This is a genomic window from Akkermansia sp. JRP_AM1, assembly GCF_049262625.1.
GTDB lineage: Bacteria > Verrucomicrobiota > Verrucomicrobiia > Verrucomicrobiales > Akkermansiaceae > Akkermansia > Akkermansia massiliensis.
The window spans coordinates 1181083-1202689 of sequence record NZ_CP118234.1; the positions used below are offsets into that span (position 1 = coordinate 1181083).

19 protein-coding genes and 2 pseudogenes are annotated in these 21607 nt (G+C 56.1%); 7 read left to right on the plus strand and 14 right to left on the minus strand.

Annotation, left to right across the window (positions count from 1 at the left end; all coding sequences use genetic code 11):
• Positions 1 to 27 precede the first annotated feature (27 nt).
• The 4 genes from PVA48_RS05550 to PVA48_RS05565 all read right to left on the minus strand — a co-directional run bounded on the left by PVA48_RS05550 (position 28) and on the right by PVA48_RS05565 (position 4355).
• Positions 28 to 807, minus strand: coding sequence for a TonB-dependent receptor (locus PVA48_RS05550; RefSeq protein WP_102749400.1), 780 nt, complete (start codon positions 805 to 807; stop codon positions 28 to 30).
• Positions 808 to 960: 153 nt separating this feature from the next.
• Positions 961 to 1659, minus strand: coding sequence for a response regulator (locus tag PVA48_RS05555; protein ID WP_022397916.1), 699 nt, complete (start codon positions 1657 to 1659; stop codon positions 961 to 963).
• Between the two features lie 18 nt (positions 1660 to 1677).
• A complete protein-coding gene (locus tag PVA48_RS05560; protein ID WP_423232369.1) occupies positions 1678 to 2640 on the minus strand; it encodes a GAF domain-containing sensor histidine kinase in 963 nt (320 codons plus the stop codon).
• Positions 2532 to 4355, minus strand: a complete 1824-nt coding sequence (locus PVA48_RS05565) for a DUF4118 domain-containing protein (protein WP_423232370.1) — start codon at positions 4353 to 4355, stop codon at positions 2532 to 2534. Before PVA48_RS05565 ends, PVA48_RS05560 begins: the two co-directional genes overlap by 109 nt.
• A gap of 1293 nt (positions 4356 to 5648) precedes the next feature.
• Here PVA48_RS05565 and PVA48_RS05570 point away from each other — a divergent pair.
• From PVA48_RS05570 to PVA48_RS05585, 4 genes are all read left to right on the plus strand, one after another.
• The gene (locus PVA48_RS05570) at positions 5649 to 7262 is read left to right on the plus strand and encodes an exo-alpha-sialidase (RefSeq protein WP_423232496.1); all 1614 of its coding nucleotides are present in this window, start codon (positions 5649 to 5651) and stop codon (positions 7260 to 7262) included.
• The gene (locus tag PVA48_RS05575) at positions 7259 to 7687 is read left to right on the plus strand and encodes a hypothetical protein (protein ID WP_423232371.1); all 429 of its coding nucleotides are present in this window, start codon (positions 7259 to 7261) and stop codon (positions 7685 to 7687) included. Before PVA48_RS05570 ends, PVA48_RS05575 begins: the two co-directional genes overlap by 4 nt.
• A 376-nt stretch (positions 7688 to 8063) precedes the next feature.
• Positions 8064 to 9047: a hypothetical protein gene (locus tag PVA48_RS05580; RefSeq protein WP_146019605.1), complete on the plus strand. Its 984-nt coding sequence runs from the start codon at positions 8064 to 8066 to the stop codon at positions 9045 to 9047.
• A gap of 22 nt (positions 9048 to 9069) precedes the next feature.
• A complete protein-coding gene (locus tag PVA48_RS05585) occupies positions 9070 to 9738 on the plus strand; it encodes a PEP-CTERM sorting domain-containing protein (protein ID WP_102721298.1) in 669 nt (222 codons plus the stop codon).
• Positions 9739 to 10068: 330 nt separating this feature from the next.
• On the opposite strand, the gene PVA48_RS05590 is transcribed toward PVA48_RS05585, so the two are convergent.
• From PVA48_RS05590 to PVA48_RS05605, 4 genes and pseudogenes are all read right to left on the minus strand, one after another.
• Positions 10069 to 11505: a discoidin domain-containing protein gene (locus PVA48_RS05590; RefSeq protein ID WP_423232497.1), complete on the minus strand. Its 1437-nt coding sequence runs from the start codon at positions 11503 to 11505 to the stop codon at positions 10069 to 10071.
• A 78-nt stretch (positions 11506 to 11583) separates the two neighbouring features.
• Positions 11584 to 12695 (minus strand): annotated as a pseudogene (locus PVA48_RS05595) (glycoside hydrolase family 2 TIM barrel-domain containing protein); the annotation flags it as partial.
• Positions 12681 to 13679, minus strand: a pseudogene (locus PVA48_RS05600) (glycoside hydrolase family 2 protein); the annotation flags it as partial. The pseudogenes PVA48_RS05600 and PVA48_RS05595, both read right to left, overlap by 15 nt.
• A 322-nt stretch (positions 13680 to 14001) precedes the next feature.
• Positions 14002 to 15063 carry a lipid A deacylase LpxR family protein gene (locus tag PVA48_RS05605; RefSeq protein ID WP_180972864.1) on the minus strand — a complete coding sequence of 354 codons (1062 nt, stop codon included), beginning with the start codon at positions 15061 to 15063 and terminating at the stop codon, positions 14002 to 14004.
• Positions 15064 to 15186: 123 nt separating this feature from the next.
• Between PVA48_RS05605 and PVA48_RS05610 the strand changes: the two genes are divergently transcribed.
• The 3 genes from PVA48_RS05610 (at position 15187) to PVA48_RS05620 (ending at position 17295) form a co-directional block, all read left to right on the plus strand.
• Positions 15187 to 16002 (plus strand): TatD family hydrolase, encoded by an 816-nt coding sequence (locus PVA48_RS05610; RefSeq protein ID WP_180975202.1) that lies wholly within the window; start codon positions 15187 to 15189, stop codon positions 16000 to 16002.
• Between the two features lie 69 nt (positions 16003 to 16071).
• Entirely contained in the window at positions 16072 to 16560 is a 489-nt protein-coding gene (locus PVA48_RS05615) for a LysM peptidoglycan-binding domain-containing protein (RefSeq protein ID WP_022397927.1), read from the plus strand.
• Positions 16561 to 16590: 30 nt separating this feature from the next.
• The gene (locus PVA48_RS05620) at positions 16591 to 17295 is read left to right on the plus strand and encodes a L,D-transpeptidase family protein (protein ID WP_146017812.1); all 705 of its coding nucleotides are present in this window, start codon (positions 16591 to 16593) and stop codon (positions 17293 to 17295) included.
• Between the two features lie 268 nt (positions 17296 to 17563).
• Here the strand turns inward: PVA48_RS05620 and PVA48_RS05625 are convergent, their stop codons facing one another.
• The 6 genes from PVA48_RS05625 to PVA48_RS05650 form a co-directional block, all read right to left on the minus strand.
• Positions 17564 to 17803 carry a hypothetical protein gene (locus PVA48_RS05625; protein ID WP_249853102.1) on the minus strand — a complete coding sequence of 80 codons (240 nt, stop codon included), beginning with the start codon at positions 17801 to 17803 and terminating at the stop codon, positions 17564 to 17566.
• Between the two features lie 23 nt (positions 17804 to 17826).
• On the minus strand, positions 17827 to 18006 hold the full coding sequence (locus PVA48_RS05630) for a hypothetical protein (RefSeq protein ID WP_249853103.1): 180 nt from the start codon (positions 18004 to 18006) through the stop codon (positions 17827 to 17829).
• 256 nt (positions 18007 to 18262) lie between these two features.
• Positions 18263 to 18538, minus strand: coding sequence for a hypothetical protein (locus tag PVA48_RS05635; RefSeq protein ID WP_146021135.1), 276 nt, complete (start codon positions 18536 to 18538; stop codon positions 18263 to 18265).
• Positions 18539 to 18859: 321 nt separating this feature from the next.
• Positions 18860 to 19204 carry an RHS repeat domain-containing protein gene (locus PVA48_RS05640; RefSeq protein ID WP_102749403.1) on the minus strand — a complete coding sequence of 115 codons (345 nt, stop codon included), beginning with the start codon at positions 19202 to 19204 and terminating at the stop codon, positions 18860 to 18862.
• Positions 19205 to 19529: 325 nt separating this feature from the next.
• A complete protein-coding gene (locus tag PVA48_RS05645; RefSeq protein WP_146021134.1) occupies positions 19530 to 19994 on the minus strand; it encodes a hypothetical protein in 465 nt (154 codons plus the stop codon).
• A complete protein-coding gene (locus PVA48_RS05650; RefSeq protein ID WP_215833368.1) occupies positions 19991 to 20272 on the minus strand; it encodes a hypothetical protein in 282 nt (93 codons plus the stop codon). Before PVA48_RS05650 ends, PVA48_RS05645 begins: the two co-directional genes overlap by 4 nt.
• Positions 20273 to 21607: the final 1335 nt, after the last annotated feature.

The window sequence follows — 21607 nt, forward strand, 5'->3', positions numbered from 1 at the left end:
CCCGTTTTTCATGACGCCAGTACGCCGTTAGAATTCCACGCCCAGGCGGAAGCCCACCCAGAACTCGTCCCCGGCGTCCCTGCGGCGCAGCACCGTAGCCGCCTGGGAATAATTGACGGAGCCGGAAAGGGAATAATGTTCCGCAAACCGCCACGTCACGCCCAGGCTCCAGTCAATGCAGTTGGAGCCGTCGTCATAGTCCACGTTATAACCGCCGTTGTACCCGTACCTGGCCATGGGCGTTACCGTCACGTTCTCCACGGGGGACCATTCCAGTTGCACAAAGGCGCTGTAATAGGCTTCAAAATCCTGGTGTTCCACCTTCACCTGGGTTTCCGCCCCCACGGTCAGCCAGTCCGTCACGGCATAGGAGACGGTCAGGGCCGGATTGGCTACGTTGTAGTCCTGCGTGAAGTAGAACTGGTGCTCATACCAGGGATTGACGGTCCACTTCCCCAGCTTCCAGGCGTAACCCAGAACCAGGTCCAGCTCGTCATAATTGGAGGAATCCCCCCCGGCGTACCAGGCGCTGAGCGTAAGGTCTTTCCAGGAGATGCTCGGAGCCACTTCCCAGATGCCGCTGCCCGGCAGGCAGTCCAGCCCTTCCGTCACGTATTTGCTGGACCAGCCCGCGGAAAGGGAGAAAGCCCAGTCCGTGTCCGTAGAAGGGATGGCGGCCTCCTGCGCGTTGGCCAGGGAGGGAGAGGAGGGAGAGGCCGTTTCCCCGCCCATGCAGGCGGTTCCTGCCATCATGGCGCAGCCCAGAACTGCGGCCCCTATGTTTTTTGCGGTGTGTGTAATCTTCATAAAGACGTATCGAATACGTCCTGAATCCTACACAGCATATTGACCTTCGTGAAGTTAAGCCATGCCCTGCAACCGTTATGAAAAAATATATTTCCCGGCTTCCACGGGTGGAAGGCCACAGCCTTTCCCGGCCCGCGGAAATGGGAAAAAGATTTATTCAGCTCCGTCCGCCACAATTCTGTACCCCAGGCCGGATTCCGCGCGGATGATGCGGTTTTCCGGATCGGAATCCCCCAGCTTCTGGCGCAGGTGGGCGATGTGCACCCGCAGGTAGTGCGTATCTTCCTCATGCTGGGGGCCCCAGATTTCACGGAGAAGCTGGCGGTGGGTCATCACCTTGCCCTGATGGAGCAGCAGAAGGCGCAGAATGCCGTATTCCTTGGAGGTCAGATGGATTTCCTCCTTCCCCTTCTCCACGCGCCGGGAGCTCAGGTCCACAATGATGGATCCCAGCCGGAATACGGAGGGCTCCCTGTCCGGCCGGTTGCGCCGCAGCATCACGCGCAGGCGCGCCAGCAGTTCCCGGCCGCTGAACGGCTTGGTCAGGTAATCGTCCGCCCCGGCGTCCAGGGCGTCCACCTTCTCATCCTCCCTGTCCCAGGCCGTCAGGATCAGAATGGGAACCTGCGTCCATTCCCGGAGCTGTTTGAGCACTTCCAGTCCGTTGATGTCCGGAAGGCCCAGGTCCAGAATAATGGCGTCCGGCCGTTTCAGAGCGGTCTCGCTCAGGCCGAGCTGCCCGTTTTCACACTCGCGGACATGGTAGCCTGCGCCGGTCAGCGTCAGGTTCAGGAGACGGCGTATCTGCCGTTCGTCATCAATAACCAGGATATCTGCGGGAAGGTCGCTCATAACACGGGGAAGGAAGGTTTATTCTTCAGGAACATGATCATGCTCCACCAGGGGAAGGACAAGACGGAAACAGGTTCCGGCGGGAACGGCAACCAGGGTAACGGCTCCCCGCTGCGCCTCCATGAAACCGCGCACGATGGAAAGCCCCAGGCCCAGGCCGCCGGGCCGCGTCGTCCGGAAACGCTCAAAAATGGTTTCCGCCCGTTCGGGGGGAATGCCCGGCCCCAGGTCATGGACATCCAGCCAGACCTGGCCGCGCACGGGATCGGCGCCGCCCTTCAGCGTAATGGGGGTTCCCGCAGGAGTATGCACGCAGGCATTCAGCAGCAGATTGACCAGCACCTGCTCCATCAGGGAGAAATCCGCCTTCACCAGCGGATAATCCGGCGGCAGGGCGACAGACACGGGATGGTCCCGGCGCGCCTCCCTGGTGGCGGCCAGAGCCCCTTCAATCACATCCCCCAGGTCGCACCAGTCCAGTTTGGGCTTCAGAGCGCCGGATTCCAGGCGGCTCACGTCCAGCAAATTTTTCACCAGGCGGCGCAGGCGGCGTGCGGCCAGCAGGATTTCCCCATACTCCTCCCGTTCCTCCGGCGCGGACGCGGCGCGCCCGGCCAGCTTCTCACAGCCGCCCTCAATCACGGCCAGAGGCGTCTTGAACTCATGGGAAACGCTGTCCAGCAGGGAGCGGTGCAGTTTTCCGGATTCCTCCATGAGCCGCGTACGCGCCCGTTCCGCCCGCAGTTCTTCACGTTCCAGCGCCATGGCCAGCTGCGCGCCCATGCTTTCCAGCAAATCCTTCTGCCCTGCCGTAAGGCGCTCCCCTTCCTCCGGCCTCACGCCCAGCACGCCCATGCAGCGTTCCCCGGACATCATGGGGAGGTAAAACCCTTCCGCCACCGGGAGCGTATCCGTAAACCTGCCTGCGGGCCGGCGGTGCTCCAGGCACCAGGCAGCCACGCTCCATTCCTTGTCATCCATGGAAAAAGCCCCCCGGATTCCCAAAGCTTCAGCCTGCGGCCGCTGCCTTCCGGCGTCATGACCGCCAGGCGCACCCCCATGATCTGGCTGATCTGCCCTGCGGCGACGGAAATCAGGGAAGGCACGTCCGAGGCGGACCCAATGGCCCGCGAATACAGGAACAGGGCATTCGTCTTTTTTTCCCGTTCCCGCTCCTCCTGCTCGCGGACCCTCAGGCGGGAAGTGAGCCGCCCCGTGGAGAGAGCCACCAGAAAGAAGAAAAGGCACATCAGGGCATCCTCCAGCCGTTCTATCTTGAACGTCATCACCGGGGGAATGAACAGCAGGTTCCACAGCAGGGCGCTCAGCGCAGCGGCCATCAGCATGGCCCAGCGGGAACGGATGAAAAAGCCCAGGCCCACTACTCCCGCCAGATACAGGAAGCCGGGAGCGAAATAACCGGTAAACGCGGAAATCAACAGGCCGATTCCCGTAACGGCCGCCGTCACGCCTGCGGCCAGCCAGTAGTCCCGGCCATATTTTTCCGTTTCCCGGTGCCAGCTCTTCCACCGGTTCCGGACCGGACCGGGAGCGGCGGGAACTACGTAAATGTCAATCTGGTCGCTCCCCTTTACCAGTTTGTCCACCAGGGACATGGGCCGCACCAGCCCCCACAGGTAAGCCTCCTGCGGCTTGCCCACCACAATCTGGCTGACATTTCTCAAAAAGGCCATGCGGAGCAGCGTCTCCGCCAGGTCGGAACCGGGCATCACGATCACTTCCGCACCCAGCCGCCGCGCCAGCTCCAGGTTGGCGTCCAGCCGCTGCTGCTGTTCGGGGGACAGCGGCACGCCCGTATCCACGGAAAGGGCAATCCACGGAGCGTTCAGGGCGTAAGCCATGCGCCGCGTCCAGCGCACCAGCCGGGCGGAAAACGGGCTGGGCCCCACGGCTACCATCAGCCGTTCCCCGCTGCGCCAGATGGAGCGGTCCCCGGAGATGGTGCGCACCTCCGTCAGCTCATGGTCCACCTTCTCCGCCATGATGCGCAGGGCCAGTTCCCGGAGGGCCGTAAGGTTGGACTCCTTGAAAAAATGGTTCAGCGCGGCGGAAGCCTGGGGAGCGCTGTATACCTTCCCTTCCTGAAGACGCGTCCGCAACTGCTCCGGCGTGATGTCCACCAACTGGATGCAGTCCGCCTCCGCCAGCACGGAATCCGGCACGGTTTCCTGTACGGGAGCGGCGGTAATGTCATGAACGGTATCGGAACGGCTTTCCAGATGCTGCACGTTCAGCGTGGTGTAAACGTCTATCCCTGCGGCCAGCAAATCCTCCACATCCTGGTAGCGCTTCCTGTGACGCATTCCGGGAACGTTCGTATGCGCCAGCTCGTCCACCAGAATGAGCTGGGGCTTCACGCGCAGCGCCTCCTCCAGGTCGAACTCCTCCATCTGCACGCCCCGGTAAGCCATTTTCTTCATGGGAAGGCGCGGCAGCCTGCCGATAAGGCGCATCGTATCCTCCCGGCCATGGGATTCCGCCACGCCGATCATGACCTGCACGCCCTTGCCCGCCGCCTGGATGGCGGCCTCCAGCATGGCGTACGTCTTGCCCACTCCCGGCGCCATGCCGAAGAAGATTTTCAGCAGGCCGCGGCCGGGGCGGGATTCCTCCCTCCGGATGGAGGCCAGAATCCTGTCTGCCCGCTGGCTGTCCGAATGCGTTTCTGAAAACATGAAAAAAGGGAACCGTAATGGTATCCGGCTTGAATGTTAGAATTAACCTAATAGAAGACCGTTCAAGGTGCAAATAAAACAGACCAGAAAAAACGTTAAAATTTTATTAAATTCCACCCCCCTTCCCCATTTTTGTTTCCATTCTTCCCTCTTTTCGTTATCAAGCATTTTTAAATTTTCCTCTTTCCTTTTCACAATGAACGCCTTCCAGACTATTCTCCGCACCGTCGCCTCTTCCGCAGTCCTGTTTCTCCTGCTCCTGGGAACCGCCCTGGCGCGGGGAGCGGAGGAAGCCGCTTCTGAAAACTTCGACTCCTTTCCGACGGGCAGCTTCACCTCCCTGGAAACCGCTCTGGGGACCATGACGGCGGAAAGCGGGCATGCCGCCATCGCCAGCAACCGCTGTTCCTCCCAGCCCAACTGCATGCGGCTCATCGGCCTGGGCACCGGGACGAAAAGCACGGCCACGCTGACGCTGCCCGCTCCCCTCGCCGTCAAAAAGACGCTTGCCCTGACCGGGGAACGCTGGACGTCCGACAGCCCCTTTTCCTTCACCATCCACGCCGCAGACGGGGAAGGGAATGAAACACTGGTCGCGGACGGCTCCTCCCTGAAAACGGGCAGCAATCCCATGACCCAGCAGGTGAGGGGCGCCATCCCTTCCGGCACCGCGCGCCTCATCTTCCGCTGCGAGGCCCCCGCCAATAAGGGCGTTCTTTTCGACGATCTGGTCTTTTCCGAATTCAACCCCCTCTCCAGCACCGCGGAAGCATGGCCGGCCATGATCCGCATGGAGGCCAACGGCATCCTCCGCTTTTCCCTGACGGAACTCCCCGCTGCGTATGACGGCATGGCCGTCACGGTGGACATGAGCCCGTCCGACGACCTGGGTGACATTGAAAGCGTTTCCCTTTACACCGGTGACGCGGACGGCATCTATTCCGCGCCCGCCTACGGCAGCAGCGGCCACGGCGCCATGAGCACCACGGGCGTCCTTGCCAGCCCGGCCCAGCCGCCGGCTCCCGTCATGACGTTCCCCGTCACTCCGGGGTTCTCACGAACGGACGGCAATACTACTTCTGGGTCAGCGTCAAGCTCAAGAACTCCGCCAGCATGGACCACAAGGTGGGCGCCAGAATCACCTCCGTCACCGTGGACGGGCAAACGACTGATGTTGCCGATGGAGTGACGGCCAGGCAGCGGATAGGCTATGCCGTCGCCAAGGCGAACGATCCGGTTTACGGAGGCCCCTTGGAAGGAAAGGCCTCCAGGAAATTCCGCATTCCGGGCATCGTGCGCGCCAGAAACGGGGATCTGGTCTCCGTTTTCGACATCCGCTACGACGGCCGGAACGACATGCAGGCCAACATCGATACGGGATGCAGCCGTTCCACGGACAACGGACGCACCTGGACGCCCGTCAACGTGGCCGTCAACTTCAACCCCACGGGCGATTCCGCCAACGACTACCATTCCGGCTACGGCGTCAGCGACCCCTGCATCCTTCTGGATGAAGTCAACGGTACCCTGTGGGTGGCAGGCATCGCCAGGCACGGGCTGGCCTCCTCCAAGGCCAACGTGGACGTGGAAAGCCTGGAAACCGCCCAGTATGTGGTAGCGTACAGCACGGACAACGGCCGGACATGGGGTTCCGCGGACCCCGGCACGGGGGAGTTCGTAAAAATGAAACCCCGGAGCATCAACAAGGACATCAAGAACAGGGCCTGGAAATCCTTTTTCCAGGGTCCGGGCCACGGCATTACGATGAAGAAGACGGTCAACGGCGTGCGCCCCATTGTCTTTCCTTCCCAGATATGGACGGGCGCCAGCGGCGCGGGAACACCCCAGTCCTGCATCATTTATTCTCTGGACCGCGGCCAGACCTGGATCAGCGAGGACACCGGCAAATCCGGCACGCCCGGCATCGGAGCCGGCTCCAGCGAATGCGCAGTCACGGAGCTCAGCGACGGGCGCCTGATGCTCAACGCCCGCAATGAAAGCAGGAGCGGGTACCGTAAGGTCTTCACGACGGACGACATGGGGAAGACGTGGACGGCTCATGCCACCAACCTGAAAGCCCTGCCGGAGCCCGCCGCCTGCCAGGCCAGCCAGCTCGCCGTGGAAAACTCCGCGAACATCAGCAGGGCCCTCCTTTTCTCCAACCCTGATAAAACTTCCGCCCCCCGCGCCCGAATGACCCTCAAAGCCTCCTTTGACGAAGGCGCCACATGGCCCTCCAGCCGCCAGGTTCTTTACGATTCCCGCCCCTGCTGCGGCTATTCCGACATCTGTGAAACGGGAGACGGCCACATCGGCGTGCTGTATGAAGGGCTCAACGGGGACGAAAACATCTTCTTCCTGCGCATTCCGTATGATGAATTCCTTCCTTCCCTGGACGTTCCCGCCGCCGGGGCGCCCGTCCGCGTGGGACCGGAAGGCATGACGGCAGCCACGTTCACCGTCTCCAGCGACGATTCCTGGACGGCGTCCTCTTCCGCTGGCTGGATCACCGTCTCTCCCTCTTCCGGCTCCGGAAACGGCTCCGTCACCTACAGCGTGGACCGCTGGGAAGGCGCGGGCGAACGCACCGGAACCATCACGGTTGCCGTTCCTGGCGTCCAGCCGGTCTCCGTCACTGTCATCCAGTCCGGCAGGGCCCCTGCGCTGGCGGTTTCCCCCGCTGCGCTGGTGCTTCCCAAAAACGGGGGAACGGCGGTCTTCTCCGTCACCTGCGACGCCGCCTGGAATGTCTCCAAAACGGGGGACTGGATAAACATCACCGGCATGCAGGGAGCGGATACAGGCAATGGTACCGTATCCATTGCCGCAGAGGCCAATGCCACGGAAGGCTCCCGTACGGCGCAGCTTTCCTTTCCTCCTTTGGAACCGTCCGCTCCGCCACCGTGACTCAGCGGGGGCAGAAACGCACGTGGAATGAATGGAAGGAGGATGAAATCACCTCCCGGGACCCGGACACGGACCAGACAGGCCCCAATGATTCCCCGGCCGGGGACGGCATCCCCAACCTGTTGAAATACGCCACAGGATTGGATCCCCTCAAACCCTGCGGTAGCGTCGTGCAGGTCACCGCGGAGGAAGCGGGCGGAGACGCCTGCCTGGTACTGGGCTGGCCCGTCAACCCGGAAGCCACCGGAATCAGGCACGCAGTGGAAGCCTCGGAAGACCTCCAGACCTGGACGGAGACGGCGGAAGTGAAAACGGAAGGCAAAAGCTCCGCCACTTTCCGGGATGCCGTGCCCATGAACGCGGAAAGTCCCCGGCGGAGATTCCTGCGCCTGAAAATTTCCCGTGAAGGGGAAAGCCCGCTTTAAGGGCAAAACAAGCACGCGGCACCGGGAATCTTCCGGCAAGGGGAAAAAAGCCTTTTTCCCTCAGCCCATCCTTTTCCGATATTGGAGAAGGAACCGGATGCCATGCCGCCATTTTTTCCGGATGGACTGCACTCCGCACTAAAAGCGGAAAATGCCGGAAACGCACTTGAACCCGGTAAATTCCGCTCTTGCCGTGTCCGCGGCCAACCGCAGGAATCCCCTTGTTTTTCTGCGTTCGCAAAAGACCGTCTAACAAATAAAATTAAAAAATCGGAACGTTTTTTCCTTTCTTAATTGACAAACCATGCCCTTTCCTCTTAATGATTTAATGTTTATGAATCCGGTATATTGTCTGCCAGCGGCCCTCTTCACATGCGTGTTGTTGTCGGCAACAGCCGCCTCCCTGCATGCGGAAACAGCGTACAGCACGCCCTGCGGCTACATCCAGACGGATCTGAATGCCAAAACAACGGGCTATCTGGGCCTGGGAGTGCATCCGGAAGCCCTGATGCAGCATACGCTTGAGGAAAACAACATCACCGTTTCCGGCAGCAAAATCACCATCACGGATCCGGACGTCAATTTTACCGACCTGATGGAGACGGATTCCGCCTATGTTCTGGAACTCATTTTCGGAGACGAGGCGATGGCCCTTCCCCTCAACAGGGACGCGTGGAAAAAGCCCGCCCCTTCCTGGACGGCGAATAAAATAACGGTGGATGACAAAAGCGCAGCGGACCTGATTAAAAACAGCAAGCCGGTTTCCTACGTGCTGCGCAAGGCGCGCACCCTGAACGATGTTCTGGGAGGCGACAATACGTTCAGCCTGAAAAGCGGCACTTCCGGCACGGCGGATGCCGTTTATATCTCCACCTCCCCCTCCATCCAGATTCCGGTTTACCACTCCGCTACGGAAAACAAATGGATGCGCCGCGGTTCCCGGGACGACATGGGCCTTCTCCCCGTCTTCAATCATGAACCCCTTAAAATCGTCCGGAAAGCCGGCAATGGCGTGCAGGCCTTCGTTATCGGGGAAGTGGCGCAGAAGCACCAGAGGCTCCAGCTCTCCCAGGAAAGCACGCTCCTTCATACGGGGCTGCCTGTTCCCCAGACGCTTCTCAGCACCTCCCTCCACACCGCCCTGCCCGATCCTTCCAGTGACGTGGTTTACGTGCCTCTCACACCCGGCGGCCCTCTGGAGCCCTGTTATTATGATTCTTCCTCCGGACAGTGGAAAAACAGGGACACGGGTGAAAACGTATCCTCCACGGCGGTGGAAGGCATCCTGAACATCCTTTCCGTCACCAGGCTTCCCGCTTACACAACTGTCCAGACCAATACATTACCTACTCCTCAATAACAACTTAACAAGTAGTGATACCATGATGAAACATTCCTTCCTGCTGTACGCAGCCGCCGGACTGATGATCGCGGGAGCAGCCTCTGCCACGACGCTCACCGTTTACAATGAAGACGAATATGGGACTGCCCCTATTACGTCCATTCTTGACGCTTCCGGCCATTCCCTGCAAAACGGCTCCGCCATGCTCGGATACCTTCAAGACAGTACCTGGTCTTTCGACCTGGTTGACGGCAAGATTGAATGGTCCAAAAACAGCACGCCCGCAGGCCAGTTGAGCTACAGCCAAATGGCGGAAATCAGGCAAAGCTTCACCACCAGCCTTTCCGCCGTTTCTCCGGAATATCCCGGCGCCATCACCAATGGCGGCCAGTTTTCACTTTCCGGCACGCTGGCCTCCGGTCTGGAAGGAAAGCCCATTGTCCTCCTGGTCAACAACGACGATTCTCCCGGCGAATTCTCCATGTTTACGTTCCGGAACGTGGATACGGGCGAACTGGCCAAGTACCCGGGAGTGGTGGGAAACGACATGACGTTTTTCTTCGGGTCGCAGGCGGATGCCATTACCGAGGGTTATGAGTGGTATGCCATCCCTCTCTTTAACGACAACTTCAATCTGGTTCCCGAACCCGCCACCGCTACGCTGAGCCTCCTCGGCCTGGCGGCGCTGATGATGCGCAGACGGCGCTAAAAGAGCTTTTCCCACTGTTAAAGCCTCCGCACGGGAATGCCTGTGCGGAGGCTTTTTTGCAGGCAGACGGCAGCCGCACTCCAGGCCCTCCTTCATCACATCCCTCCGCCGGAGGAGCACCGCGAGCCTCTGCGGCAACCGATTCATCATGCGGCTGGCAGCCGCACTGGTTTTCAGAAAACGCGCCCGCTGGCGCCCAGGTTCATCTTTAGTTGGCGCAAGGGCTTGCGGCGCTCCAACCAGGCTCCAAACGGCATTGCGGCAAATAAAACGCCCCGCGCACTCCGAAGAGCGGCGGGGCGTCTGTTCAAGCGGTGGAAACCGCAGGAGTTACTTTTTAACGGGAATGATATCCAGCTCCGCTACGGCGGCGTAATCCCGTCCCTGCGTCTCACTGAGGGCGGAGAAGCGGAAATAGCGCGCCTTGACGGGCGCCTGGAACTTCACTTCCTGAAGATCCGCGCTGTCCGGGAAGGCGCCCTTGGCGGCAGGCTGCCATTTTTCACCGTCCGTGCTCACTTCCACGGAATAATCCTTCACGCGGCCGTTACCGCTTCCGTCCTGGCGGGGCAGGTAGGTAATGCCGGAGAACTCCCGCTCCTTGCCCAGGTCCACGGCCAGCACGTGCGGGTGCTTGGTCACGGTCTTGTTGTACTCGGAGTGCCAGAAGGTGCCGGGGTCCCCGTCAATGGCGAACTCGGCATCCGCCTCGCCCTGCTCCTGGCTGGTCACGCTCTTGACCGTGTACTTGTCCGTACGGGTCAGCATGGTCATGTCCAGCTGGGCCGCGGGCACGCGGATTTCACCCTTGTAGGACTTGGAGGTGACGGGACGCATGAAGAAGGACAGCGGGTAGGGCTTGTTGGCCTTGATGATGTCCCTGCTCATGGGGCCGGGGCCGCAGGAGGCGCCCCCCAGGCCGCGCGTGGCGGAGGAGAGGACCAGCACGGTTTTGTCCGTCGTCTTGGGCAGCTCCACGGGGTGGTTGGCCAGAATCAGGTCCGTCGTGGTGTAGGGAATGGCTGAGAAGGCAAACGGAGCGCCCACGGAACCGAAGAGCAGGCCCTGCCCCTTGTCATCTGTGACGGCCACCCAGCGGGTGTCTTCATGGTTGCCGCAGTCCTGCGGCCTGCCGTACGGGAAGAAGGAATCCCGGGCCGTCGTCTTGTACACGCCCAGAGGCATGCCGCTCTTGCGGTCCGCATAGTTTTCCTCCGGCCCACGGCCGTAGTAGGTCACGTTGCCCATGTTCGCCGGCAACTGGAGTTCATACCCCAGGCGCAGCAGCTCCAGGGGATTGCCGCGCGGCAGCAGCACGGACTGGCAGACGACGGTTCCATCCGGGTAGATAGTCCATTCCAGATTGTTGATGAAATGGGTGTTCGTGTCATTCAGGGGCTGCTTTTTGGGCGTGATGGAGGTCTTGGTGTCTCCATAGCCGCTGATGTTTTCAGTCTGCTTGCCGTTTACCTTGACGGACTGCTTGACGGTGACGCTGCTGCCGTTGTCCACGGCTTCATAACTGAGCAGTTCATGCTTCAGCTCACGGAGGCCGTTGGCCATGCTCTTGGCCATGACGCCCGGCTCATTGCTGGAAGCGGCGCGCAGGGCGTTCACCGCCATGGGCGTCTTGAACAGGGGCTTGCCGTTCACGGTGAACTGGGCCAGTTCCCCGGTGGCCGCGTCAAACTGAACGGAGAAATCCTTGCCGGACACGGTGTGCTTGTCCGCGCTGAGGGTTACCTTGCCGGCAGGAGCCTTGAACATGGGCAGGTCTCCCTGCACGGGAAGTTGGAGCTGGTCAAAGGCCAGTTCATAGCCCTTCTTGGCCCAGTCCTTGTCCTTCTTCAGCTTGTAGCCTATGCGCAGGGCGTATTCCGCTCCCGGCTTACGGTTTTTCAGCTGCGGAATGTCCGGTACGGGCACCACGATCTTTTCCCGGGTCCGGCCGGCGGCGTATCCAGCTTGCCTTCCGCCACCACATTCCCGTTCTCCGTCAGAGTCCAGGTGATGTCGTACGGAGACAGGTCCGTAAAGAAGTTCTTGTTGAAGATGGAAATCCTGCCGTCGTCCGTCAGGGACGTGGAGATATTCTGATAAACGTGCTTCACTTCAAAGTAGCCCGGTTCCGGCGTGCGGTCCGCCAGGATGGTGCCGTTGAATACGAACTGGCCGCTGTTGGGATGGTCGTTGAAGTCGCCGCCGTAGGCGAGCATCCTCTCCCCGTTCGGCAGGGTCTTGTACAGGCCCTGGTCCACCCAGTCCCAGATGGCGCCGCCCATGATGCGGTCGGAAGATTCAATAGCCTCCCAGTAGTCCGCCAGGTTGCCCATGGCGTTCATCATGTTGTGCGCGTACTCTGAAATGTAGTAGGGCTTCGGGAAGTTCTTGTTGGCCGCCATGGAGCGCGTCCAGTCCACGGAGGGGTACTGGTTGGAACCCAGGTCCACGATGTCGTTGTTGCGCTCATAGTGGGTGGGGCGGGACATGTCCCTGGCCTTCACGATCTTTTCCGCGCTGCGGAAATTCTGGCCGGGCCCTGCCTCATTCCCCAGGGACCACATGATCACGCTGGGGTGGTTCTTGTTGCGCTCCACCATCGCCATGATGCGGTCCACGTGGGCCGGCATCCATTCGATGGGGTGGGAAAGGGACTCCTTGCCGTAATAGTAGCCGTGGGACTCGATGTTGGCCTCATCCTGCACGTAAATGCCGTACTTGTCGCAGAGGTAGTAGAAATAGGGGTCCGCGGGATAATGGGAGCAGCGCACATGGTTGATATTGGCGCGTTTCATCATCTGCACTTCCTCCTCCATCTGTTCCGGAGTCACGTAGTGCCCGGTTTCCGGGTGGCTTTCATGGCGGTTCACGCCCTTCACCTTGACCGGCTGGCCGTTCACCAGGAACACGCTGTCCTTAATCACCACGTTGCGGAAGCCCACGCGGGAGGAAACCATCTCCTCCGTCTTGCCGTCACGCTTCAGCGTCAGCACCAGCGTGTACAGGTTGGGGTCCTCCGCGGACCACAGTTTGGGCTTGGCGTAAATGCCCAGCAGGGAAGTTTTGAAATCCTTCATGCCGGTGATGCGCAGGGGCTTTTCCAGCACGCCGTCATACGGGGCGTCCTTGGGCTTGACGGGCTCCACCAGCTTGCCGGAAGCGTCATACAGGGCCATGGATACGGTACACCCTTCCAGCTTCTCGGTCGCCGGGAACAGGTTGCGCACGTCCACGTCCACCTGGAGGCGCCAGTCCCCGTTCATGGTGCCGGGCTTGGCATGATCAATGTTCAGGGCCCAGTCCCGCTGGTCCACCGGGTTGGTCTGCGCGAAAAAGTCGCGGATGTGGACCTTGGGCACCGCAAAAATGGAGACGTTGCGGAAAATGCCGGACAGGCGGAACATGTCCTGGCATTCCAGGTACGCGCCGTCGGAATGGCGGTACACCTCCGCGGCCACCACGTTCTCCCCCTTCTTGAGGTAGGGGCTGATGTCAAAGCGGGCCGGATTGCGGGAATCCTTGGAAAAGCCCACGTACTGCCCGTTGATCCAGAGGTAGAAGAAGGAATCCACGCCGTCAAACTGCATGTACACCTCCCTGCCGTCCCAGTCCGCGGGCACTTCAAACGTGCGGCGGTAGGAGCCTACGGGATTCCGTTCCTTGTAGGACGTGTAATTCTTGTTGGAGGGCTCCTTCATCACATAGGGCCAGGAGCGTTCAAAGGGGTACGGCTGGTTGGAATAAATGGGGGTGCCGTAGCCCTGCGTCTGCCAGGAGGCGGGCACCTTGATTTCCTTCCAGTCCTTCACGTCGTAATCCGGCTTGTAAAAATCGGCCGGGCGGCTCTGGGGATCCTTGGCCCAGTGGAACTTCCACTGGCCGTTCAGGGACTTGCGCCACTTGCTGTTTTCAGGCAGCACTTTCAGGGCGGACTGCAAATCGCTGAAAGACGCAAAAAAGGCCGTGGGGGCCTCCTTGTTCAAATGCAGGTTCTGTTCCTGTTCCCATTCCAGCCCTGTGGGGGCGGGCGCGGGGGAGGAATCGCCCGGGGCTCCCAGGCCGCACATGGCGGAGCCTACCGCCAGCGCGGTACAGGATAAAAGCCAGGATCTGGTCGTTCTCATGAAGTAAGTATGTGTCAACGTTGGTATGCAAAAACGGATTGTCCTGTTACATACGAATCCGCAATTCTAATTCTAACAGCAAACTTCACCTTTGCAAGCTGCCGTTGCGTTTATGAACCGCCTGCGAAGAACGCAGCCGTTAAAAAGTATGCTTTAACTGGAGGACGCCCACGCACTGCATGGATTCCTGCTGCGTGTACTCCTTGGTGATGTAGTGCAGGCCGAACAGCAGTTCCGTGCGCTTGTACCGGAGGCCGAAGCCGTAACCCCATTCCCCCACCACGGGATACTTGTTCACGTACTCCGGAGAGGAGCGGAACACCGTGCCGTCCAGGTACAGGTCATGGGCCACGGCGCGCACGGCGGCGTGAAGATAGCCGTAATACCCCCAGTTGGCGACGTTCGTCCTGTTGTAAACGAAGGGCGGCGCGGCGCTGGTGGCCCCGCGGATGCTGTTTTCAGGGGAAGTATTGCCCAGATTATAGCCAAAGCGGAAGGACATGCCGCCGCCCGCCTGCACCTTCACCGTGCCGGCATCCGCGTGCCAGTACGCCAGGGCGTCCGTTTCAAAGCCGGAACTGTAGCGCTTTTCCAGGCCGCGCAGGCGGTAGTAGCGCTTGAAAAACAGATTGGCCGTCATTTCCCCGGGGAGCTGGTTGGACCAGCCGGGCCATTGTTCCATGCCCCACAGCTTATGAATGAAATGCTGGGAGCCTTTCGCCAGGGAATTCGTGCCCGTGGTGCCCAATTGCAGCTCCAGGGAATTGGCCCTGTCTTCATTCTTGACCAGGGAGGTCAGGCCCAGCGTCAGGTTGCCCACGTAGGGATGCTGGTTATAAATGGGGTAGGTAGCCTTCTGCTCCGGAGTGTACATGAGCTGGGTCAGGTCCAGCCCCCACTGCTGGCGGAGGTTGGGGGAACCGTTCATGCCCATGAACCGCCGCCAGGAAGCGGAAGCGTTCGTGCCCCCCAGCACTGTTCCCAGCATGCCGGAAAAGGAGTGGCTCCGGGATGTGGTGCCGGACATCCAGGCAAAGCGGACGCCGTTGGTATAATTATCGTCATCTCCCACGAACATGTCGTTTTCCAGATGGAAACTGATGACAGGGCCCTCCTGCGGCGCTTCTATCTGCTGGGTTCCTGCCTGAAGGGAAACCGCCGACAACAGGCCGGCGCACATGCACAAAGCCGTACATTTCATGCGCGGCAGTTTGTGCGTTTCACTTCCGCGTGGCAAGGAAAAATCAGGCATGCCCTGTGTTTGCACTTTTCAAAACCGGGAAATATCCACAGACTTCCCCTGCCCTGCCAGGGTTTTTACGCCATGATTATTGACACGCACTGCCATCTGGCTTCCGCGCAATTCGACCAGTCCCGCCGGGAAGCCTATGTGGAGCATGCCCTCCGGGAAGACATCGACCGCATGATTACGCTGGGAGCCCGCCCGGATGACTGGGAGGCGAACACGGCGTGGGCGCGCCAGTTCCCGGGCGTGGTCTTTTGCGCGCTGGGCATCCATCCGGACGACGCCCATGAAGCGCCGGAGGGCTGGGCGGACCGTCTTTCCCGCATGGCGCAGGATATCCCCCTGGCCGCCATCGGGGAAACGGGGCTGGACTACTTCCACGGAGCCCCCCGGGGCTGGGAGCCTGACAGCTTCCGACGCCTTCAGCAGAACCTGCTGGAACAGCACTTTGACCTGGCGGCGCGCCTGGGCCTCAACATTGTCCTGCACACGCGGGACCGGAAAGGGTCCAGAAGCTTTGAAGACGCCCTGGCGATTGCCCGGAATCACGCGGGCCGCGTGCGCCCCGTGTTCCACTGCTTCATCGGAGACACGGCCCAGGCCGCTCGAATTTTTGACGAACTGGACGGCATGGTCTCCTTCACCGGGGTGGCCACCTTTAAAAACGCCCCCGTGGTGGCGGAAACCGCGCGCTGGTGCCCGGAAGACCGCATCATGCTGGAAACGGACTCCCCCTACCTCAGCCCGGAACCCCTCCGGGGCCGCATGAACGAACCCGCCCACCTCATCCATACGGCCCGTTTCATCGCCGCTTCCAGAGGCATGGAACTGGATGAGCTGGCCCGCGCAACGACGCAAAATGCGGAAACCTTTTATAATCTGGACAAGGGCTGAAAAAAAATCCCGGCAATCCGCGCTAGCGCCTTGAAACCGAAATCATAAATTAGTATGAACAGGGCACACATGAAAGCGCCATTCATTTTTACCTGCGCCTGCGCTGCCGCGCTGGTGCTCCCCTTCTCTTCCTGCTCCACCCAGAATTCCTCCACGGCCGGCTATGACACTGCGGAACCGGCCAGCGGCGAAATCCCGCCGTGGATTGCGGAAAGCTCTGATCCCGCTTATGAATCCGGCCATTACAGCCCGGTGAAGAGCTCCTCCAGCTCTTCCAGTTACGCCTATAATCCGCCCGCCAAGCCTTCCGTCAGCAAGAAATCCCCCACGCGGAAAACCACGGCCAGCAGCAAATCCTCCCGCAGCACGAGCGCCAGAAAGAGCACCACGCGCAAGCCCGCTCCCAAGGCACGCACCTACACCGTGAAAAAGGGCGATACGCTGGGAGCCATCGCCCGCAGGAACGGCACCTCCGTCAAGGCGCTGAAGAGAGCCAACGGCCTCAAGTCCGACATGATTCACATCAACCAGAAGCTCACGATTCCGCGTTCCAAGTAATCCGGGGGGCCCTTCCCGGTTTCACCGCTTATGAAGCATCTCTTTCTTCTGGCCGTCCTCCCCGTGGTTCTCATGGGGTGGACGTCCTGCACCCACTCCGGCAAGGGCCATACGGCCCTGCCGGATCCGCGCGCTGTGGACAAATCCGTCCCGGAGTATAAAAACCCGTTCCATCCCTCCACGTATGCCCACTTTGTAGCCCGCAAGGACTACCGGAAAACGTATGACGTCTACAAGGATGATACCCTGCTGAACCGCAAGCCGAAGAAATCCCGTAAAATCTTCGTCTGCCTGGACGAGCAGCGGGGCCAGTACCTGGTGGACGGCCTGATCGCCATGGACTTTCCCCTCTCCTCCGGCGTCAAGGCCTACCCGACCAAAACGGGAGACTACACCGTCATCTCCAAAAAGGAAGACCACGCCTCCAACCTTTACGGCAAGATGTATGATGCGGAAGGCAAATGCATCAACTATAACGCCGAATCCACGGACCCCGTTCCGGAGGGAGGCCGCTTTGACGGTTCCCCCATGCCCTACTGGCAGCGGCTTACCAATGCGGGCCTGGGGCTGCATGTGGGGAAGGTACGGCGCCACCCCATCTCCCATGGCTGCGTGCGCCTGCCGCGGAACGTTGCGGAAATTCTCTACAAGCAAACCAGCGTAGGAACGCCCGTCACCATCCAGAGAACGCCCCTGCCCGTACCGGAAGCTCAGAAAGCCCCTGCCGTACAGTAACAAACAGATAGAATCCTGCTACAGCAAAAACGACTTTTACCGGACAGTCTTTTTCAAATATATTTCTAAAAATTCTCTTCCTTTAGCGGATGCCTGTTAATTCACCTGCCGTCTGCAGGATTGTAATAACAGTAGTTGTAATAGACCCAGAGCCAATTTGCCATCGTTCATTTCGCTGGACCATTGCACCGGCTGGACGAGGTTTCCTGTGCTGCCAACTATCCCATAGGGGGAGTAGTCGTAAGTTGCCGCGATCGTTCCCTGCCCATCAAAAACTTCCGTCACATTCTTGTTGAAGTCCGTTATAGCAGTAAAGAGAGGCGGCCTGCACCAGGGCCAGGGGACGCGTAGCCACCGGTTCCAGGGGATCCCACAACAGTGTCCGAAGCACGTTCCAGTTGTCCAGCATGTCCAACACCGCTAGTTGCAGGTAGCCACGGTACAGGTAGAGTTCATGGCTGGCGACCGTCCCGTTGACGGTGACTTTCTTCATGTAGCGGCGTCCCATGGAGTTGTACCCGCATTCCACTACTATGCGTCGCCCTCGCTGGTGAAGCTTACCGCACGGTTGGCTGCGTTGTACACAGCTGTCCACACGCCCGTTGCAGTCTTGATCAATGTTTTTTGGTTGCCTGAAGCGTCATATTGCAGCACAAAGGGCGTTTCCCCACTTTCTTCCATGCGGGTGTACTGGTTGAGTTCGTTGACCACGTAAGTGAGTTCTTCCGCTATTTCCCGCGCCGTCTTGCGATTGCCGATGTTGACGCGACTGTTCCCAAGGCGGCTCTAGTGAGTTCACTTCTGGCATTATAAGTGAAGCTGTCGGCGCGGACGTTTCTGTTCCACGTAGTTAATAACTACATTCCTCGATGGCAGTAGTTTCTTCTTTCGGCTTCTTAATTTAATGGAAAGGATATTCTGTTTATCCACACAACACCTCTTAATTTGGATGGCGAATGTAATAGAACTATTCCTCTATTTCATCATTATATAATTTAAATAGATAAAATTCAATATATCCTGCCATTAATCCAACCGCTCCTGACAATATAAAAAAATAATGATGTTCATCGCATAAGATACGGTCCAGCATAGCGCCCATAACGAGTCCGATAATCAGTCCTAAAAAACAAGCTACCAGTTGATTTATTTCACTAGAGAAAATACGCAAGATTACCCAGCCAATTACAGCCAATATAAATGTTACTGGAAATGAAAATACAATCATTGAAAATCCAGCCATGACGGCATGGTGAAAATTAGATAAACACATGGAATGCCCGGCGCCAATAAGCCAAGGAGCAACCCCGCAAATTAATATGATATGAATTATGTTGTATATTAGTTGCATTGAGAATCATTAAGTAACATATTCCAACCAATATCAGAACCTCCTTCCGGAAGTCCCAAAAAAGGAATAAAGCCTCGGCTGGCATAACAAGTCACATGGCTTTTAGCCTACAGTTGTTTCTTTCTGAACAATACGAGACGTCTTGACACTGCTTTTCAGCATTTACCAAGCAAAGGGCTATCGAAATGACTGCAATTGAAAATTGGTATCTCTTCAAAAAATTAATACATATGGACTTTGCCTTGGCCGGATAAGGATCAAAAATCTTTGATGAATTTTGGCATGTGCATTTTGGTGCAGGTATAGAATAGTTACAAAATACTGATGCCAACTCATCTGGAGTAAGGGACTTGTTAGGGTAGGAAATTCCGGATGAGGAATAGGCAGGTCAAATCTTAAGCCATTCTTGTCCCCCTTATTTATTGCGTTATTACTAATAAACCCATATAAATTCCATCCCCCTTCTTCGGCGATGGGATCGCGATTGATCCATCTGCCGTCTGCGGGATTGTAATAACGGTAGTTGTAATAGACCAGAGCCAATTTGCCATCGTTCATTTCTCTAGACCACTACACCAGATAGAGAAGACTTCCTGTACTGCTGACTATTCCACACGGCGAATAGTCCTAAACTGCCGCAATAGCTACCGCCCATCGAAAACATCTGTGACGTTCTTGTTGAAGTTGTAAAGGACATTGTCCTGCACCAAAGCCAGGGAACGCGTGACTTCTGGTTCCAAAGGATTCCACAGCAACGAGTGGAGCATGTTCCGGTTGTCCAGCGTGTTCGATGCCGTTATTTGCCAATACCATAGTATTAAAACAAAATATTCCATCCATTATTAAAAAACGGTTTAGTTTAAACTAAATATTTATTTAACGCTTATTCTCTTTTAAGAAAATCTCGTATATTTTCGATGATGTATACTGTATCACTATCAGGAAAAACAAGTTCTTTTTTGTTTTTCCTTTCAAAATATCCTATGCCGCCGAATGTACCTTTTGGAGTATTGGTTGCACAATAGCTCAATTTTCCAAGATCATCTTTTTTTATAGGGAAAGATATTTGGATCTCATGTTTGCTTGTAACATTTATGATGGTTGTAATTTTTTGAGATTTATCATCGTACCGATAGACAAGAAAATTAATTTTATCTCCCTTGTTCATTGGTTTTACAACTGTATAAAATTCAAATAAATTTTCTCTTTCGATTATTTCTAATTCCACGTATGGACTCTTTTTAGAAAGAACCAATGATTTCGTTGTGTCAACCAATATAGGAGAGGCTTTTATATTAGGAACAATAAGTATTATGGATAATAAAATAATTCTTGCAATCATAGTCATTTTAACTTGTTCTCGTATGCTTTTAAACGTTGAGATAAAAAATTAATTCTTGTAGCAATTCTCTTTCTGCATGTCTTACTTATTTTCGGTTTTGTGAGAGATTCTCGTAAACACTTTATTTCTATTCCATGCGCTTTTATCTCAGATTCTATCAATTCTCGCCCATGAGCTGGACTGACAATTCCTCTTCCTGCCGGATAAGGTTTCCCTTTGTCATCAAATGCTATTCTTGGATTGGCAGCAAGGATGTCGCTCAAATGGCTTTGTTCATGTTTCATTAAGCAATTCAGACAACATTTCCTATCTACACTTCCTTCCGGAGCTTGTCCCAGATAGACTTCTAAATCGCCTTTACCATCAGTAACTACGGTATTTATTTTAGGTGGCCTCGAACCTACTTCCCAAAGTCCTAATACATCCGCCCCTGTAATAGGTGAGTTACGACAAAAAATATACAGATTGGGTAATTCAAAAGAAATATTCTGCTTTTTAACTCATTTTTCAAATATATTTCTAAAAATTTTCTTCTTTTAGCTGATCCCTGTTAATCCACCTTCCATCAGCGGAGGGTGTAATAACGTTAATTGTAATAGACCAGGGCGAGTTCTTCGTCTTTCATCTCGCTGGACCACTGCACGGACGGGACGAGGCTGCCTGAGCCGGACACGATCCTATAAAGAGTAATAATAAGCTATCGCAATTAAAAATACGGAACTGTTTACTCTAGTCTTGTTTCATGGATCTTCTCTGTTTTTCATCTGAGCAATTTTCTGAATATCAAAAGCTAAAATCTTTTGGAAATCTTACAGCAAGACTATTATTCATCATTCCGTTTTTAAATATAAATTACATATTTAATATTAAATAAATATTCGAATACACAAAACCTGAAAAAGCCATTCCTAAAAGAAAAAAATGTACTTGTTTTAATCGTCTGTAAGACATATTTCCTCGGATAGCAATTACAAGATAAAGTTCATCTGGATTCCAATGTGCGTTTATCTTACAAAGAACGTATACAACTATAGCCACACAGGACATCAATAATAACGTGTACACAGAACTTAGGAATATAGCAATCACAACACATCCGCCAGATTGGTACAGAGCTAACAGAATGAGTGCACATAAAACAATGAGAAATAAAGAACCTATAATTTCAGCACTGATTTTGTATTTTCTAACTATATTCTGAATTTCTCTCCTTTTATAAAACTTTTCTTCTTGCTTTGTCTTTGATGTTAATAAACACATCAAAAAGGACGAAATAAGAACCCACAGTATAGAAGACATAAATCTACATTTTTAGTTCAAGGCAGGCCATGGCCTAGATGGCAAAAGTGGTGAAGTGGGGGGAATCGTACGGGTAGATAAACGCTCTGATATCATATGGAAAATGTTCCGATTCAATTCTCTTCCTGTGTTCTTTGTAATACGCTAGCTTCTTATAAAACAAGTCTGAAAACATTTTTTCATGATTATTTCAATTGGAATCAGATTTATTTTTGATTTTCTTCAAAACATCTATTATTCTGAAACACTCAATGACTATAATAAGATAAGAAAAAATTAATGCTGTATATGATATTAAAAGTTCATTCGAAAAGTTTTCC